General features: G+C 61.2%; 18 protein-coding genes. 7 read left to right on the forward strand and 11 right to left on the reverse strand.

What is annotated here, in order from left to right:
• Position 1: 1 nt before the first annotated feature.
• The 7 genes from HAT86_RS01920 to HAT86_RS01950 all read right to left on the reverse strand — a co-directional run bounded on the left by HAT86_RS01920 (position 2) and on the right by HAT86_RS01950 (position 8,621).
• On the reverse strand, positions 2-1,324 hold the full coding sequence (locus tag HAT86_RS01920) for a M16 family metallopeptidase (RefSeq protein WP_167192898.1): 1,323 nt from the start codon (positions 1,322-1,324) through the stop codon (positions 2-4).
• The gene (locus tag HAT86_RS01925) at positions 1,321-2,661 is read right to left on the reverse strand and encodes a M16 family metallopeptidase (protein WP_167192899.1); all 1,341 of its coding nucleotides are present in this window, start codon (positions 2,659-2,661) and stop codon (positions 1,321-1,323) included. The genes HAT86_RS01920 and HAT86_RS01925 overlap by 4 nt, the downstream gene beginning before the upstream one ends.
• A 93-nt stretch (positions 2,662-2,754) precedes the next feature.
• Complete coding sequence (locus tag HAT86_RS01930) at positions 2,755-3,279, reverse strand: DUF3035 domain-containing protein (protein ID WP_167192900.1); 525 nt, start codon at positions 3,277-3,279, stop codon at positions 2,755-2,757.
• A 52-nt stretch (positions 3,280-3,331) separates the two neighbouring features.
• The gene (lspA, locus tag HAT86_RS01935) at positions 3,332-3,805 is read right to left on the reverse strand and encodes a signal peptidase II (protein ID WP_167192901.1); all 474 of its coding nucleotides are present in this window, start codon (positions 3,803-3,805) and stop codon (positions 3,332-3,334) included.
• A 14-nt stretch (positions 3,806-3,819) separates the two neighbouring features.
• Positions 3,820-5,409 (reverse strand): bifunctional phosphoribosylaminoimidazolecarboxamide formyltransferase/IMP cyclohydrolase, encoded by a 1,590-nt coding sequence (purH, locus tag HAT86_RS01940; RefSeq protein ID WP_167192902.1) that lies wholly within the window; start codon positions 5,407-5,409, stop codon positions 3,820-3,822.
• 33 nt (positions 5,410-5,442) lie between these two features.
• Positions 5,443-7,194 (reverse strand): heparinase II/III family protein, encoded by a 1,752-nt coding sequence (locus HAT86_RS01945; protein ID WP_167192903.1) that lies wholly within the window; start codon positions 7,192-7,194, stop codon positions 5,443-5,445.
• A gap of 149 nt (positions 7,195-7,343) precedes the next feature.
• A complete protein-coding gene (locus HAT86_RS01950) occupies positions 7,344-8,621 on the reverse strand; it encodes an RsmB/NOP family class I SAM-dependent RNA methyltransferase (protein WP_167192904.1) in 1,278 nt (425 codons plus the stop codon).
• A gap of 67 nt (positions 8,622-8,688) precedes the next feature.
• On the opposite strand from HAT86_RS01950, the gene HAT86_RS01955 reads away from it, so the two are divergent.
• Entirely contained in the window at positions 8,689-8,868 is a 180-nt protein-coding gene (locus HAT86_RS01955; protein ID WP_167192905.1) for a DUF1674 domain-containing protein, read from the forward strand.
• Positions 8,869-8,917: 49 nt separating this feature from the next.
• On the opposite strand, the gene HAT86_RS01960 is transcribed toward HAT86_RS01955, so the two are convergent.
• A complete protein-coding gene (locus HAT86_RS01960) occupies positions 8,918-9,271 on the reverse strand; it encodes a dihydrodipicolinate reductase (RefSeq protein WP_167192906.1) in 354 nt (117 codons plus the stop codon).
• 54 nt (positions 9,272-9,325) lie between these two features.
• Positions 9,326-10,144, reverse strand: a complete 819-nt coding sequence (dapB, locus tag HAT86_RS01965; RefSeq protein ID WP_167192907.1) for a 4-hydroxy-tetrahydrodipicolinate reductase — start codon at positions 10,142-10,144, stop codon at positions 9,326-9,328.
• A gap of 165 nt (positions 10,145-10,309) precedes the next feature.
• On the opposite strand from dapB, the gene rbfA reads away from it, so the two are divergent.
• From rbfA to HAT86_RS01990, 6 genes are all read left to right on the forward strand, one after another.
• Positions 10,310-10,705, forward strand: a complete 396-nt coding sequence (rbfA, locus tag HAT86_RS01970) for a 30S ribosome-binding factor RbfA (RefSeq protein ID WP_167192908.1) — start codon at positions 10,310-10,312, stop codon at positions 10,703-10,705.
• Complete coding sequence (locus HAT86_RS01975; protein WP_167192909.1) at positions 10,692-11,450, forward strand: phosphodiester glycosidase family protein; 759 nt, start codon at positions 10,692-10,694, stop codon at positions 11,448-11,450. The genes rbfA and HAT86_RS01975 overlap by 14 nt, the downstream gene beginning before the upstream one ends.
• Before the next feature lie 75 nt (positions 11,451-11,525).
• Positions 11,526-11,699 carry a hypothetical protein gene (locus HAT86_RS16805; protein ID WP_231125785.1) on the forward strand — a complete coding sequence of 58 codons (174 nt, stop codon included), beginning with the start codon at positions 11,526-11,528 and terminating at the stop codon, positions 11,697-11,699.
• Positions 11,696-12,925, forward strand: a complete 1,230-nt coding sequence (locus HAT86_RS01980; protein ID WP_331272486.1) for an MATE family efflux transporter — start codon at positions 11,696-11,698, stop codon at positions 12,923-12,925. The genes HAT86_RS16805 and HAT86_RS01980 overlap by 4 nt, the downstream gene beginning before the upstream one ends.
• Before the next feature lie 55 nt (positions 12,926-12,980).
• On the forward strand, positions 12,981-13,886 hold the full coding sequence (gene truB, locus HAT86_RS01985; RefSeq protein WP_167192910.1) for a tRNA pseudouridine(55) synthase TruB: 906 nt from the start codon (positions 12,981-12,983) through the stop codon (positions 13,884-13,886).
• Positions 13,883-14,443: a DUF1643 domain-containing protein gene (locus HAT86_RS01990; RefSeq protein ID WP_167192911.1), complete on the forward strand. Its 561-nt coding sequence runs from the start codon at positions 13,883-13,885 to the stop codon at positions 14,441-14,443. Before truB ends, HAT86_RS01990 begins: the two co-directional genes overlap by 4 nt.
• A gap of 157 nt (positions 14,444-14,600) precedes the next feature.
• On the opposite strand, the gene HAT86_RS01995 is transcribed toward HAT86_RS01990, so the two are convergent.
• Together HAT86_RS01995 and HAT86_RS02000 are read right to left on the reverse strand one after the other, a co-directional pair.
• Positions 14,601-15,383, reverse strand: coding sequence for an FHA domain-containing protein (locus HAT86_RS01995; protein ID WP_167192912.1), 783 nt, complete (start codon positions 15,381-15,383; stop codon positions 14,601-14,603).
• On the reverse strand, positions 15,380-15,916 hold the full coding sequence (locus HAT86_RS02000; RefSeq protein ID WP_167192913.1) for a hypothetical protein: 537 nt from the start codon (positions 15,914-15,916) through the stop codon (positions 15,380-15,382). The genes HAT86_RS01995 and HAT86_RS02000 overlap by 4 nt, the downstream gene beginning before the upstream one ends.
• Between the last annotated feature and the right edge of the window lie 161 nt (positions 15,917-16,077).

The raw sequence follows: 16,077 nt of genomic DNA on the forward strand, positions 1-16,077 counted from the left end.
ATCAACCGCCGGGTTTGATCGAGCTGGTCAGCCCCTCCGGCTGACCCACCACGACAAACGTCAGCTTTGCCGGGTCCACCAACTCTTGGGCGACCCGGTTGACATCCTCCAGCGTGACCGCATTGACCATATCGTTACGGTTGCTGATATAGTCAGTTTCCAGCCCCTCCATCTGCATTGAAACAGCGATATTGGCAATCGGGGCGTTCCCGTCAAACCGCAGTGGATACGCGCCGGTCAGATAGGTTTTCGCATCGTTAAGTTCGGCCTGTGTGACCCCTTCGCTGCGCAGGCGATCCCACTCGGACCGGATCACGTCAATCGATTCAGCGATGCGGCCATTGGCCGAGGCGACAGACCCCAGCCAAAGGTCTGCATGGTCCTTGTTCGCCAGATAGGAATAGACACCATAGGTCAAACCGCGCTTTTCGCGAACTTCCTGCATCAACCTGCTTTCAAAAGATCCACCGCCAAGAATGTGGTTCAGAATGTAGGCTGCAAAGAAATCAGGATCATCGCGATCAATGCCGGGCTGGCCGAACATGACAACCGATTGCGGTGTGTCAAATTCCACGATCTGGATGCCGCCGGGCATATTGATATCCGCGGCACCCGGCAGACCAGCGCCGGTTTCGGGCAGGTCAAGCAAAAGATCGTCCAAAAGGGCGGCAAGCTCTTGTTCGGTGATGTCGCCCACGGCACTGACATACAGCCGGTCACGGGTCAGCGCAGCCCGATGGGCCTTGACGATATCCTCGCGCGTCAATTCGGCCACGCTGTCCAGCGTTCCATATTCGGGCCGGCCATAGGGATGATCGCCGTAAACCAGTTTGGCAAAGGCATCGCCAGCGATATCGCGCGGGTCTTTCTGGTTCGAGCGGATGATCGAATTGACCTGTGCGCGCACGCGATCAATGGCGCTTTGGTCAAAGCTGGGGTTCACCAGACTTTCGCGCAAAAGAGCGACGGCTTCGTCCCGGTTTTCCGTCAAGAAGCGTGCGGAAACGCCAACACTGTCATCAGAGGCATCATAGCGGAATGAGGCTGCAAGGGCTTCGGTTTCGCGGGCAAAAGCGCGCGCGTCCATGTCACCGGCGCCTTCTTCCAACAGCCCCACCATCAGATTGGTCACACCGTCTTTGTCCTGTGGATCCAACGATGTGCCGCCCTGAAAGCGCAGTTCAAGCGCCACAAAGGGAATAGAATGTTCTTCGACCAGCCAAGCATCGATGCCGCCCGGTGTGGTCATTTCCTTGATGTTCACTTCGGCCCATGCCGGCAGCGCCGCACACAGTGCCAAGACGGGCAATAACAGACGTATCATTGGGTCACCTCCGGCGCGGTCAGCCATCCAGTCACGGCGTTGTCGCGATCCAGCACATCACGGGCCGCGGCCATGATTTGATCGGGTGTCACGGCCTGCACGATGTCGGGCCATGCTTGCACATCTTCAATGGTCAGGCCTTGGGTCAGCGCCCGGCCATACCGATTGGCCATGCGGTTTACGTCATCGCGTTCATAGGTCATCGACGCCCGCAACTGCATCTTGATCCTATCCAGCTGATCAGAATCAATCCCGGTTTCCAAAAACCCGGTAAGAACGTCGTCCATCGCGTCTTCGGCCTGTTGCAAGGTCACGCCGGGGGCGGGGACAACAACAAGATTGAAGGTTGTGTCGTCCAAAGACGTCCCGCTGTAGTAAACTGCGGTATTGACCGCCTGTTGGGTGTCGAACTGCAGCGCCTCTGCCAGAACCGAGGTTGACCCCCCGCCCAAAACCTCGGCAAGCAGGGTCAGCGCGGCGGCCTTTTCTTGCGCGCCACTGTCCCGCTCGGGTGCTAGATATGACCGGGTCACATAAGGTTGCGCGACGCGCGGATCTTCGAACACCAGCCGTCTTTCCGCCATCTGGCGCGGCTCTTGTGGGCGGGCCCGCTGGGGCAGGTCGGGGTTGGCGGGCAATTTCCCGTAATGTGTCTGGGCAAGTGTGCGCACTTCTTCGGGGGTCACATCCCCCGCGACGATCAGGATGGCATTATTCGGAGCATAATAGGTTTCGTAATACTCCAACGCATCTTGCAGGCCCAGTTTCTCCATCTCGGATTGCCAGCCGATAATTGGGACACCGTAGGGGTGGTTCATATATTGCGCAGCATTCTTCTGTTCGCGCATCAAGGCACCGGGGTTGTTTTCAACCCTCTGGTTGCGCTCTTCGATGATCACGTCGCGTTCGGTTTTAATGTCGTCTTCGCCCAATTGCAGATTGACCATACGGTCACTTTCCATCTGCATCATCAGATCCAGACGGTCGGCCGCAACACGCTGAAAATAGGCGGTATAGTCATAGCTGGTGAACGCATTGTCGCTGCCGCCATTGCGGGCGACGGTCGCGGAAAATTCACCTGGCTCCATGGTTTCGGTGCCTTTGAACAGCAAGTGTTCCAGAAAATGTGCCACGCCGGACACGCCTGGCATCTCGTCCGCTGCGCCGGCCCGGTACCAGACCATATGCACAACAACCGGGGCCCGGTGATCTTCGATCGCGACCACGTCCATCCCGTTGTCCAAGGTGAATGAGCTGACCTGATCCTCAGCGGCACGCAATCCGGCGGGCAGGGTTATGGCGATAGACAATAAGGCGCTGGCAATCAGTCGGCGCATGGCAAACTCCGTTTTCGGCGAACGTTGATGTATAGATACGTTGCCGTCGCGGGGTTTCAAGCGCGCTGACAATGTCGTGAAAGCGCGCGACGGTCAGTCTTTTTCCGGCGGCGCGCTTGGCGTTTCGATCCCACGCTGACGCAAGCGGCGTTCTTCGCGCGATGCGTCCAGCCACTGGTTTTTGTAGGCATCGGTGTAGTCATCCGAATTGCCGATACGGATCAAATTGACGCGGCCATGATTGCGGCGGGTTTCGATGTCTTCCTGACGAACCTGCTGACGAATGCCTGCGGTCGCGCCAAAGCGGTTGGCGTGGCGCACAAGCCCGCCATCCGACGCGGCCGGTGCGGTGCCTTGCATCACGGCAGGGTTGCCGCCCAAGGCTGCTGCACCGTCTTCCTTGGGGCGCGGGTCCACCAGATTGACGGCCCCCGGCGCAGGTGTCGGCAGGGTATTGAAATCGTCCGGTGATTGCAGCGGCTTGGTGGGCAGGATGGTAAATTCGTTGGGGCCGTTGCCTTTGTCCTTGATCCGCTTCAGCGCGATATCATCGTCCCGGCTGCTGCACGCGGCCAGGCCAAGACAAAGGATCAAAAATGTGATGCGCGGCAAACCCATCGTCCGTCTCCTGCAATTTCGCGATCAGATGTAACGCATCCTGCGCCCGACGTCACGCGGCCTTTTTATCATCTGCGCTGAACACGACCATGCCGAATGCGCCGACAAAAACCGCAATATCGGCCACGTTGAACGCATAAGGATTGTTCAGCCCACAACATGACATGTTCAAAAAGTCCGCAACGGCACCATAGATCAGCCTGTCGATCACATTGCCAAGCGCGCCGCCAACCAAAAGGCCCGCGGCAATTTTCTGCCACAAGCCACCGGGTTCGCGGTGGACCCACCACAACACGGCACCCGAGATCACCAAGGCGACGGCAATCAACACCCAACGGGTCACCGGGCTGTCATGGCCCATAAGGCCAAAGTTGATTCCGTAATTCCACGCCATGCGCAGGTTCAGATAGGGTGGAAATACGTCGATTGCGCGGACCTGCGCCAGATTCAGGCCATGCACGATCCAGTACTTGGTCGCCTGATCGATCACGAAGGTGCACAGCCCTACCCAGAATACCAACCGCATCACGTGCTCCTGTGTCAGTGCCGGAAATGGCGCATGCCGGTCATGACCATGGCCAGCCCGGCCTCGTCCGCGGCGGCGATCACCTCGTCATCACGCATAGACCCACCCGGTTGAATCACCGCTGTTGCCCCGGCCTCGGCCGCGGTCAGCAGGCCATCGGCAAACGGAAAGAACGCGTCAGACGCCACGACACTGCCCTGTGTCAAAGGGGCCGCAAGGCCAAGAGCATCGGCCATATCTTGTGATTTTCGCGCGGCGATGCGGCAACTGTCAACGCGGCTCATCTGGCCGGCACCGACGCCGACGGTGGCCCCGTCTTTGACATAGACAATCGCGTTTGACTTCACGTGTTTTGCCACCCGCCATGCAAACAGCATGTCGGCCAGTTCCTGATCAGTGGGCGCGCGTTTCGTAACCACCTTGAGGTCTGACAAATCCAGCCGCCCGTTGTCCTTGTCTTGGACCAGATAGCCGCCCGAGACCTGCCGCAGCATCAGCCCCGCCTCGGCGGGGTTGGCAAGGCCCGGTGTGGTCAGCAGGCGCAGGTTTTTTTTCTTGGCAAAGATATCCTTGGCATCTTGATGCGCGCCGGGGGCGATGACGACTTCGGTGAAGATATTGCAAATTTCCTCGGCGGTTTCGCCATCAAGGGTCGAATTCAGCGCGATGATCCCGCCAAAGGCCGAGGTTCGGTCGCAATCGAAGGCGCGCATATAGGCGTCTTTCAGGGTCTCACCCCGTGCCACGCCACAGGGGTTGGCGTGCTTGATGATTGCGCAGGCCGGTCCGTCCTTGGGCAGAAATTCACTGACCAGTGCAAACGCGGCATCAGTATCGTTGATGTTGTTATAGCTCAGTTCCTTGCCCTGAAGCTGTGTGGCGGTGGCCACGCCGGGCCGGTTGCTGCCATCCAGATAGAAGGCCGCGCTTTGGTGCGGGTTCTCGCCATATCGCAGGGTCTGGGCCAGCTTGCCCGCCACCGCGCGGCGGCGCGGGGCCTTTGCATTCAGGGTGTCGGCCATCCACGTCGATACCGCCGCATCATAGGCACCGGTGCGGGCATAGGCCGTCAGCGCCAGCCGTTGGCGGAAGGCATAGGTGGTTTGGCCGTCATTGGCAGCCAATTCATCAAGCAGGGGCAGATAGTCTTCGACATCCACCACGACGTTGACAAACGCATGGTTCTTGGCCGCCGCGCGGATCATGGCCGGGCCGCCGATGTCGATATTTTCGATACAGGTGTCATAATCGGCGCCCTTGGCGACGGTGTCTTCGAACGGGTAAAGATTGACGACCAGCAGATCAATCGGCTTGATCCCGTGGGCGGTCATGGCCGCCATGTGCTGATCGTTGTCACGCAGACCCAACAGCCCGCCATGCACCCCCGGATGCAGGGTTTTCACCCGGCCATCCATCATTTCCGGAAAGCCCGTGACATCGGCCACATCTTTGACCAGCAGTCCGGCATCGCGCAGCGCCTTGGCGCTGCCGCCGGTCGACAGCAGTTCGACCCCACGGTCTGACAGGGCTTGGCCCAGTTCGACCAGTCCGGTTTTGTCGGAAACGGAAAGAAGTGCGCGGCGCACGGGGGCGAGATCGGTCATTGGCAGCGGATCCTAGAGTCAGTTACATTCTGTTCAGTCGTTGTCATAGACCGGCGCAGGCTCAACCGCGTCCTGTGTGAGGTCGCGTATCCCGATGGGGGTGTCTTGCGCCTTGGCCAATGACCACCTTGTGCGCGTCGCATACTCCATCATGCGCCCGGATAGAACGATTTGTTTGGTCGCACGCGGCTTGAGGCGGGTTTTTTCCAGATAAACACTGGATTCAAGCGATAATTTCACCTGACCATCAGTGCGAAACACCCAGATTTCACCGCTACGCAAGGCCATCGACACGGCCGCGCCGCCCATATCAAGGCTGGCATCGACATCGGGATGCAGGTGAAACCGCACAGCAAATCGGATGCCTTGTAACGTGACAGCGTCCATCGCCTTGTCAAAGCGGCGCTTGTCGGCCTCGCTGAGCGCCAACAGCATGTCTTCTCCGGCGACGGCCCTGCCATCAAACGTCATGTCCAGCGTGCGCGCATGTGTCAGGCCATGGGTTTTCAGGTATCCGTCATGCCCCCCTTCAAACCGCAGCCCGTCAGGTGCGTGGCCGATGGTTATCGGCACGTTTTGGGGGGTTTGGGTCAGCCATTCTTGACGATTGGCGCTACTGCCCAGACGGGAACTGGATTGCCCGGCCACCACAAGGGTGGAATGCGATGGCGTGGCGCGCCCTGCGCGTTGCCATTGTGCGCCAAACTGTGCGCCGCAGCCGCAATTCACGATCAGCGGGCGGCGGCCCGAGGTCAGTTCAAACGCGAGGGTTGATGCATGTGCATGGATCGAAGCACGTCCTTGGGGCGGGAGGGCCGCGTCGATGACAAGGCTGGTGCGGCCCGCGCTAAGGCGCGCGTATCCCATGGACAAACCGTCAGGTTGCTTGGTTTTGACCCCGCTATTGGCCAAGGCATGATCCAATCGGCCTTCCAGTCCGCGACCGCCGCCGTGGAATCGCGCCAGCCCGCCATCGGCGTGGCGCAGGGTGCGCAACGTGGGGGCAATCCGTTCGATTGCGGCCCAATGCGATGCGCTGGCGGCGCGGCCCGACTCGGACAGGGCGATCGAAGCCCACGTCAGAAGGGCGAAAACATCCAGCAACTCTTCGGGGTTGCGCGTTGGAATGCCGCCTGCGCTGTCAATCTGGCTGTTGCATTCGCGGGCCAAGGCACGGACCGCCGGGTCGACATGGAGTTCCATGCCCTCAAGCGACAGACCGGCATAGATAAGCCCGGTCAACGCTTCGAACCGCGGCAGCCCGGGGCGCGAGGCTTTCCACCTTCGGCCAAGGAAAATTGTTTGTTGTGCCAAGGATTTGTAGAATGCGGCAGACGCATCGCCATCATGGCCATTGAGCAGGAACAAGGCGTGATTGATCCAACGGATCAATCGTCGCCCGGTTAAATCGGGGGTCCAGCCGGGGCCTTTGCCGCTGCCGTAGCGGTCTATCCACGTCCAGACCCAATCCTGAGCGCGTGCGCGCGCCGACAGATCGCCCGCTGCCGCCAGATCATCCAGCCAGCCAAAGCCGTGCAGATCCTCGGCAAAGGCCGTATCGGGTGCTGAAAGATCCCACATATTGGTGTTGGGATGTTGCAAAAGGTGGCCGGAAAACAAAAAGTTGCCTGCACATAACTGCCGCCCGCGGGCAAAGCTGCCGATGGTGCGTGGTTCGGGCTGAGAGACAAAGGCGGTCGCCGGGCGCGACCATGCCGCGCGGCGCGCGGCAAGCCGGTTCATCACGCGCGAAAGCTGCGCCGACATGGTTTCGGAATGCGACATAGACCTGACCTCTAAGCGCTCTTTGCGGCGCTGTTGGCGGCAGTATAGACCGCCCCGCGTGCCGAGTCACCGAAAGATTGCAGCGGGGTGGCGAACACAACGCAGGCGCTATGTGAAACGGGTGCCGATTTTGTCTACTGTCCCGGCTGTCAGGCGCGCAGGCAGGCGATATAGAAACCGTCCATCCCGCCCAGATCGGGCCAGTAATCGGGCCGCAGGCGCAAGCCGCCCTCTTCGGTGATCCATGCCGGATCGACGCCCGCCAGATCGGACAGGGCTGTGCGGTCAACCGACAGGCCCGGATGCCGCGCCAGCGCCTCGTCAACCTGACATTCCCCTTCGTCTGGCAAAAGCGAACAGGTGCAAAACACCAACCGCCCGCCGGGTTTAAGCAGAGTCAGCGCATGATCCAGCATTGCCGCCTGCAATTCGATCAGCGCCCCGAATTCCGATCCGTCCTTGGCATGGGGCAGGTCGGGGTGGCGACGGATGGTGCCCGTGGCGGAACAGGGCGCATCCAGCAGGATTGCGTCATAGGGCCCGCCGGACTGTTCCAGCGCGTTACCGGTGATGCAGTTGGCCGACAGCCCGCACCGGGCAAGGTTTTCGCGGACCCGCTGCATCCGCCGCTCGGACAGGTCAAGCGCCGTGACATCCGCCCCGGCGGCGGCCAGTTGCAGGGTTTTGCCCCCCGGCGCGGCGCACATGTCCAGCACGGTTTCCCCGGGCTGGGCGGCCAAAACCCGTGCGGGCAGGGCGGCGGCGGCATCCTGAACCCACCAGTCACCTGTGTCATAGCCCGGCAATGCCGACACCTGCCCGGCATCGGACAGGCGCACCGTGCCGGTTGGCAAAAGCGTGCCGCCAAGCCGTGCCGCCAGATCGGCGGCATCGCCCTTGGCCGTCAGGTCCAGCGGCGCGCCGTTGAAATGTGCCTTTTCCATCGCGCCCACAGGGCCGGCCCCCCATGCCTGAACCAACGGATCGCGCAGCCAATCGCGCAACCGTGGCAAGCGTAGATCGTTCCACGAGCGGCCCGCGCCATCGGCCATGTTGCGCAGGACCGCGTTGACCAGCCCCTTGAGCTTGCCATAGCGTTTGTGCCCGTCGATCAACCCGACCAGATCGTTGACAACGCCATGCGCGTCTCCGCCATTGCACAGTTCGACCGTGCCGAGGCGCAGGATGTTGAACACATGCAGCGGCGGCGGTTTGCGCAGGTGGCGTTTGAGCAGACGGTCAGCGCGATCCAAACCGCGTAGCGTATCGTTGGCCAGACGTCGCGCGCGGGCGCGGTCTGCAGGGCTCAGATGATCCAGCGCGCCCGAGGCGATAAGCTCGGACGTGAGCCGCCCTTCGCCCAGAACCTGATCGAGAAGATAGACCGCGCTGCGGCGGGCAGAGGGTTGGGGAGGGCGCTGCGACATTGGTTTTCCTTGGCCTTGGGCTGGTGCGGGCATATATCAGGGGTATTGGATCAAAGGAAGCCTGACCATGAGCGAGGAAAAACGCGATCTGCCGCCCGAGGCCATTCGGGCCTTGGCCGAGGCCGAGGAACGCCGCCGCGAAGCCGCAGAGCTGGCATTACCCAAAGAATTGGGTGGCCGCCGTGAGGGGCTAGAGCCTGTCCGTTATGGCGACTGGGAGAAAAAAGGGATTGCGATAGATTTCTGATCCAAGCGCGGCTTGTCCGGCCTGATGGCCAGCCTCGCCATGAGGTGCGTCAACGCAGTTGCAGGTCGGCCGATTGTCCGGCGCCGCGATCCGAGATGAAGCGCAGTGTTTCGCCCTGCACCTTGACCGCCTGACAATTTGCACCAATCGCGTAATCGCCCCAATAAAGATCGCGGCAGAAATACCCCGACCGCCAATTCCATGCGCCTGTTACGGGGCGGCCAAAGGCACGCCCGATAATGCGGCCATCGCCTGTGACGTCCAGCTTGATTCCAAATCGGGTCAGTTTGCGGCCTTCGACCAAGGATACGAATTTTTGCCGCTCGCTTACTTGCGAAAAGCCTTGGGCCTTGGCCGGGGCGGATAGGGCCAAAGACAGGCAGAACATCATAAGAAAACGCATGGCGACTCACCCTTCGTATATACAAGGGTATTACGCGCGCATTTGCGGATTGGATCAGTTGTCGCTCAACCCAAGAACATCCAGCATGTCATATTCGCCGGGTTTGCGCCCTTGCCCCCACAGTGCCGCCTTAAGCGCGCCGCGGGCAAAGACCGCCCGATCAGTGGCAACGTGGCGCAGGATCACGCGTTCGCCCGCAGCGGCGAACATCACGTCATGTTCGCCCACGATATCGCCGCCCCGAATGGCGGAAAAGCCGATATGGCCGCGTTCGCGTTTGCCGGTGATCCCGTCGCGGCCACGGTCTGACACCGCATCCAGCGACACGCCGCGCCCGTCGGCGGCGGCCTGACCCAGCATCAGCGCGGTGCCCGAGGGGGCATCGACCTTTTGGTTGTGGTGGGCCTCGATCACTTCGATGTCGTAATCTTCATCCAGTGCCGCGGCGACCTTTTTGGTCAGTTGCACCAGCAGGTTGACGCCAAGGCTCATGTTGCCGGCGCGGACGATGGTGGCGTGACGCGCGGCGGCGGTGAGTTTGGCCAGATCGGCATCGGTCATGCCGGTGGTGCCGATGACATGCACACAGCGCGCCTGCGCTGCGATGCCGGCAAATTCAACCGTTGCAGCAGGCGCGGTGAAATCAACCACCGCTTGGGCCTTGGCGAAGGCTTCTAGCGCGTCGTCGGTGACGTGAACGCCGATGGCCGCGCCGCCCATGGCTTGGCCGACATCCTGCCCGATCCAGTCGTGGCCCGGACGTTCCAGCGCGCCGACAAGGCGGGCGCGAGCGCTGTCAAGCACGGTACGGATCAGCATCTGGCCCATGCGCCCCGAGGCGCCGGTGACAACGATTCCGGGCAGGTCAGTCATGGTCGGGGTCTCCGTCTTGTGGTTTTGGTGTTGTGTAGCGCGGTGCGGGGGGCGCGCACAATGGGCAAGCGTGGGGGGTGGCCGGGGCATATTTTCCCGCGATGAACGTCGGCCAGCCCTTGCATTCACCTTGGCAAAGGGTGGCAGAGCGATTAGATGCAGGGCATGGCTAATAACAAATTTCATGATGGGCCCGGCCCCTCGCAACGGCAACTTCGGGTAGGCGAGTTGATCCGGCGGACCTTGTCCGAGGTCTTGATGCGCGGCGATATTCACGATCCTGACCTGAACCGCATGTCGGTGACGGTGGGCGAGGTGCGTGTCTCGCCCGATCTGAAGATTGCCACGGCGTATGTGCTGCCGCTGGGCGGTGATGGACAAGACGATATTGTCCCCCTGTTGGCGCGCAACAAGGGTGAATTGCGCCGGAGCATCGGCAAAAAGCTGGGGCTGAAGTTTTCGCCTGATCTGCGCTTTCGCATCGACAAGACCTTTGACCAGATGGACGAAACCCGACGGTTGTTCGACCAAGACAAAGTGCGCCGGGATGTCGAAAGCTAAGAGCATCCTGTGCGGATTGGTGGTGCTGGGTGCGCTGTTTGCAGGGTCGGTGGCAACGGCGCTGGAATGCCGCGACGTTGCCAATGCTGGGCAGACCTTTACCGTCTGCGAGGTGGACGCCACACGCGAAGATATCCGCCTTTTTCTGACTGATCCCGAAAGCGGAACGCCGCTGGCAAGCTTTCGCAATGTCGAGGCCGCTTTGGTCCGGGATGGCAAGCGGCTGAGTTTTGGCATGAATGCTGGCATGTATCACACCGATCGCAGCCCGGTGGGCCTTTACGTCGAAGACGGGCAAGAAAGCGCGCGGCTGGTCACCTCGGCCGGACCGGGGAATTTTGGGCTGCTGCCCAACGGGGTGTTCTGTGTCCGCCAAGGCCGTGCCGATGTCATCGAAACCCTGCGGTTTGACCGCGAGGCGCCCGAGTGCCGGGATGCCACGCAGTCGGGGCCGATGCTGGTGATCGACGGGGCATTGCACCCGCGCTTTTTGCCTGACAGCGACAGCCGCTATATCCGCAACGGTGTAGGCACATCCGACGATGGCAGTCGCGTGGTGTTCGCCATATCGCAAGGCCGGGTGACCTTTCATGAATTCGGCATCTTGTTTCGTGACGTGCTGAACACGCCGCAGGCGTTGTATTTTGATGGCAATATCTCGCGCTTGTATGCGCCGGGCATCGGGCGGCATGACGGCGGGTTTCCGATGGGGCCGATCGTGGGTGTCGTGGAAAACGCCGATTGATCCCGCGCATACTGCCTTGGTGGAACATATCGCCCCAAGCGCTAGATCGGGGTAAATGACACAGCGGAGCATCAGATGAGCATTGATCGCGATCTGAACGCGGGGCCAGTCAGCCGCGCGTTGATCTCAGTCAGCGCGCCGATGACGCTGGGCATTCTGGGTGTTTTGTCCGTTGGGCTGGCTGATGCTTTTTTCTGGCGCGCCATAGTAATTCGGCGCTGGCTGCCATCGGGTTTATCTATCCGGTGATCGTCGCACTAGTGTCGCTGTCTATCGGTTTGGCCGCAGGCACCAACGCCGTGGTGTCGCAGGCCATCGGCAGGGGTGAGCGCGGCGCGGCGCGCTATCGCCTGACCCTGCACGCGATGGCACTGGCGGCGATGCTGTCAAGCACGCTGTCGCTGTTGTTCTGGCTGGGGGCACCTTATTTGTTCGCGGCGATGGGGGCCAAGGGCCCGGTGCTGGAGGCTGTTCTGGGTTATGTCCCCTATTGGTGCCTCAGCTTTCCGCCGATGGTGACCGGCATGGCGCTGAACGCGGTGTTCCGCGCGGCGGGGCGCAGCGAGGTGGCCGCGACGGTGATGAGCCTGCAAGCAATTTTGAACGTGGCTCTGAACCCGATTTTCATTTTCGGATTGGGCCCGCTCCCCGATCTAGGGGCCGAGGGCGCAGGGCTTGCGACCTTTTTGGCGCGAAGTCTTGCCTTTGCAGGCTTGGTGACCTTTGCCCTATGGCGCGGGGCGATCCGGCTGGACTGTGCCCCGTTTCAGGACATCGCCAAATCCCTGCGCAGAATTGCGCGGGTTGGCATGCCTGCCGCAGTGTCAAATGCGATCAACCCGGCCGGTTTGACAGTGGTGACGGCAGCTGTGGCCGTCATCGGAGATACTGCGGTGGCCGGGTTCGGGGCGGCGGCACGGGTGCAATCGCTACTTTTCGTCCCAATGCTGGCGCTGTCATCGGGTATCGGCCCGGTGGTGGGACAAGCATGGGGCGCGGGCAACCGAGCGCGTGCGCGCGACGCGCTGCGACTGAGCTTTGGGTTGTGTCTTGGCTATGGTTTAGTTGTGGCGCTTGGCATGGTTGTGCTGGCGGAACCGATTGCGCGGGTGATGACTGCAGAAGAGGGCGCAATGGCCTATACCGCCGATTACCTGAGGGTCGTTGCGTGGGGCTTTTTTGGCTACGGCATGTTGGTGACGGCCAACGCGGCGATGAATGCCCGCGACCGCGCGCTTTGGTCGATGGGGCTAAGCACGCTGCGCATTGCGGTGGTGTTCATTCCACTGGCGTGGGCCGGAGTTTTGCTGCTGGGCTATGGCGGCATTCTGGCGGCGACAGTTATGGCCAATCTGGCCGGCGCATGGGGCGCGCTGGTGGCGGCTCGCGCGGTTGGTCTTTTGCGTCTGAACTGGGTTGTCGTGCGCTTGCCCGCGCTACGGCTAATGCGGGCGCTGCCCCGGATGCCGAATTGACAGTGTGCAGGGCTTGGGCTACGCCGCCGCCTTCATCGGGCAAAAGGGCAAGACCATGGGACGCAAACGCAAGGGGCGCGATATTTCCGGCTGGCTGGTGGTGGACAAGCCTGCGGGCATGACCTCGACCTCGGTGGTCAACAAGGTGCGCTGGGCGTTGCAGGCGAAAAAGGCAGGACACGCCGGCACGCTGGACCCGGAGGCGACGGGCGTGCTGGCCGTGGCATTGGGCGAGGCCACGAAAACCGTGCCCTACATCACCGATGCGCTGAAAGCCTATGAATTTACCGTGCGCTTGGGCCAAGCCACCAACACCGATGACGCCGAGGGCAAGGTGATCGCCGAAAGTGATACGCGCCCCGATGATGCGGTGATCAAGGACGCGCTGAACGCCTTTGTTGGCGAGATCATGCAGGTGCCGCCCAAATATTCCGCCGTCAAGATCGACGGGCAGCGCGCCTATAAACTTGCGCGCGACGGTGAGGAGTTCGAGGTCGAGGCCCGCCCGCTTTGGGTGGAGGCGTTGTTGATGGCCGACCGGCCCGATGCCGATCATGTCACGCTGGAAATGACCTGTGGCAAGGGCGGCTATGTGCGGTCGATCGCGCGGGATCTGGGCGAGGCACTTGGATGCTATGGCCATGTCACGCGGCTGCGGCGGGTCTGGTCGGGGCCGTTTCAGGCAAGTGATGGCCTGACGCTGGAACAGATCGAACAGATGGCGCATAGCCCGGATCTGGACGCGTATATCCGCCCGCTTGAAGAGGGGTTGCACGACTTGCCGCAGGTGACTTGCACGGAGGCGGGGCTGGCCCGACTGAAGAACGGCAACCCCGGCATGGTGATCGCCCATGATGTCGAATATGGCGAGGAATGCTGGGCGTCATATGATGGCCGCGCCGTGGCCGTCGGCCGTTTCAAGGCCGGAGAGCTGCACCCCAGCCGGGTGTTCAACCAGTGACAGACACAGGGGCGCATGACCCCGGCGGCAAGGTGCGCCTGAAACTACCCGACGGGGTGGTGGGCGGTGCGACGTTTTCAGAGTGTGGCCGCTACCGTCAGGCGCTGACTCGCGATTGGACGCCAGAAGGCGCCGCGCCGCGCGCGGTGTTGTTCGTGGGCATGAACCCGTCGGTCGCCGCCGCCGACGTGTCGGACCCGACCTGCCACCGCGAGCTGATGTTCGCCCGCGATTGGGGTTTTACCCGGTACCTGAAAGGCAATGTGCTGGATTGGCGCGCGACCTTGCCCAAGGATATCCCCGCCGACCCGGCGTTGGCCTGCAGCCCGGCCAATATCCGCGCGCTTGTGGACATGGCGCACGAAGCCGAACTGATCGTGCTGGCCTATGGCAAGCTGCACAAGCGGTTCCAGCCCGTGGTTCAAGAGGTGCTGCGCGCCATGCAAGCCACGGGCAAGCCGTTGCAATGTCTGGGCCTGAACAAGGACGGATCGGCCAAACATCCGCTATATCTGCGCAAGGACACCCCGCTGAGGGATTTCCCCCAATCAAAATGAGCGCGGGCAAGCTCGCGCGCTGGTTGTCTCGTCGTCGGCCTGTGGCCGCCGCCTCGGACCGTGTGGGGCGGCTGTGGTGCAGATAGATGACGGCAGCCCGGTTGGGGCGCTGTCGGATTTGAGTATTTTTGGAACAATGAAAGGGCTTGGGGGTCTATCAATCCGAGCGGTCGAGCGTGATTGTGACGTTGGCTGCGTTGAATGCCTGTATCCCGCGCAGTGGTATCCATTTTCCAGATGGCAGGCGCTTTGCGTTGATGGCGGTGCCATTACTGGAGGCTTTGGCGTTTTCGTCGCCGTCCCTTAGGTAGAGTTCACCCTTGTGGTACCGCAGCATGCAGTGGCGTCCCGATACGCTGATTGCATCGCGTGGCAGGACGATATCGGCCCAACCCGGATCGCGTCCGACATGCACCATGCCTTTGGATGCAAATCTGGCGATGTTGCCAAGGGTGTACTTTGTTTTTTGGTTTTTGGGCCCGATGGCGATAATGTTCCAGGTTTTGGGGTGACGATATCCGCGGGGGGCCATTTCCGAGAACCACGCGATCCCGGTCGATTTGTCGTAGCTGGCGGCGCTGTCCAGACGTATGCCCCCCAAACCCATCAGCGCATATTTCTTGATCGCGCGCAGGGTTCTGCGCCCGGCTTTGACTGGCTGTCCCGCGGTGTCGCGCATTTTTAGGCCAAGGAGGATACGGCCAAGGCTGGCTCCGCCGAGAACGACATCGGACATGATCGCGTAGATCACGAGGAGAAGCGCAAACACGCCAAGCCAAAGTGCTTCGGGTGGGGTGGTGGAAAACAGGCGTGTGAGTTGGTCAACGATGGTGGGGCCGATCACTCGCGTCAAAAACAAAACGAACACGGCGTCCATCAGGGCTGCGGTCAGCAACAGCCGGGATGAGATGGGCTCTGGCAGACGTCCGGGTTTGCTCATTGTCCCCCCGCGACGTCAGTCAGGATCAAAAGTACCGTTGCGGAGGCGGCGAAAAACAACAATGCATCGCTGCGCAACCGGATTGTCGTGCCGGTGGTTGGGCCGATTTCCGAGCGAAACTGGAACACTGCAAGACGGAAGACCAGACCCAACCCGACAAGTGTAAAGAACACAAGTTCTGGAAATTCGGTGGCCGCGCCTGCCGTTGCCCATTGCGCTGTTCCAACAAGAAGCCCGCCCCAGCATAACCCTGCGATTGGGCACAATAGCCTTAGACCTTCGCGATGCGATTGGCTGTAATGCCGAACGATGGCCCCCAATCCCCAGCCGAGGGCTGCGGCCAGCAGGCCGAACGCTACAAGGCGCCATGGTAATGCGACATCATGCAGGGAAATTTGTGGCATGCCGGACAAACCGGCAACCGTGGCCGAGGTGCCTGCCAATGCGGCAGCCAATGTTCCAAGAATGGTCACACCGTTGATGATCAGCGTCGTCAGGTCTGCCAGTGAGTGGATTGAGTTTGGTAGCTTCATGACGACTGTTTTGCGGCGCTTTGTCAACGTGATGCGCGAATTGTGTGTTTCGCGCGGGGCGAGTGAATCATGCATATGTGTGGGGCATTTTGTTTTTGGTTCCGATGCTGCTTGCGGGATGCATGGAGCAGACGGGTGGACCGGCGGCTTCTTTGTCGGGA

The sequence above is a fragment of the Roseovarius gahaiensis genome (assembly GCF_011601345.1).
Taxonomy (GTDB): domain Bacteria; phylum Pseudomonadota; class Alphaproteobacteria; order Rhodobacterales; family Rhodobacteraceae; genus Roseovarius; species Roseovarius gahaiensis.